We start from the raw sequence: 624 nt of genomic DNA, 5'->3' as shown, positions 1-624 counted from the left end.
TCCTGGCTTCTCGCTTGTAATCCATGTTGCGGATATGGAACCTGGCAATGCAGTGTTGAAGGCCTGAATCCTCGGGAGGTAAAGGCACAACAGTGTCGATTTTCATGATTACTCTCCTTTCGGATAGGCCGGAGCAAAGGCCTTTCGGCATTGCCCCGGTGAGTTACTAATGAACCAAAGATGAAGTGACCATGATTGCGTCTCCGGACATCATTACCGGGAGATATTCGCAAGGCTCATGGCCGCAGCTCTTTTTAGTTCCGTTAGGTGAATAGACAGCCAATTGACCATCCATAATGTTGAAGGGCATCCCCTGTTTTTTCGCTGCCGGTGACAGCTTGAGAGTGCCCTTTGCGTCAACCAATGCCGTTGCCCAATGGAAGTCTTCACCACCGATCACCGGCTGTGATTCATCCACGACTTCGACCATGATTGGCATCATTCCAACCCAGCTCCACAGGCTGTTCCCTAATGCGAGGGCTAAAGCCTCGAACGCGGGAAAGACTACCGATTGCCCGAGAATCTGGTGGGCAATAGTGTCCGACAGACCTTGGATGAGTTCCTCTGGTATCCCTTTCACTCGACAATGTTCTGTCGGTGTAAAGATGCGAGACAACTCCGGCT

At 51.3% G+C, this 624-nt stretch carries 1 pseudogene; it reads right to left on the bottom strand.

Annotated elements, in window-relative coordinates:
* Positions 1–166 precede the first annotated feature (166 nt).
* A pseudogene (locus tag R7P74_RS27325) lies at positions 167–624 on the bottom strand (hypothetical protein); the annotation flags it as partial.

The sequence above is a fragment of the Vibrio sp. 2033 genome (genome assembly GCF_033339735.1).
The sequence above is the reverse complement of the archived record's forward strand: the minus strand, read 5'-3'. Positions and strand labels throughout refer to the sequence as shown.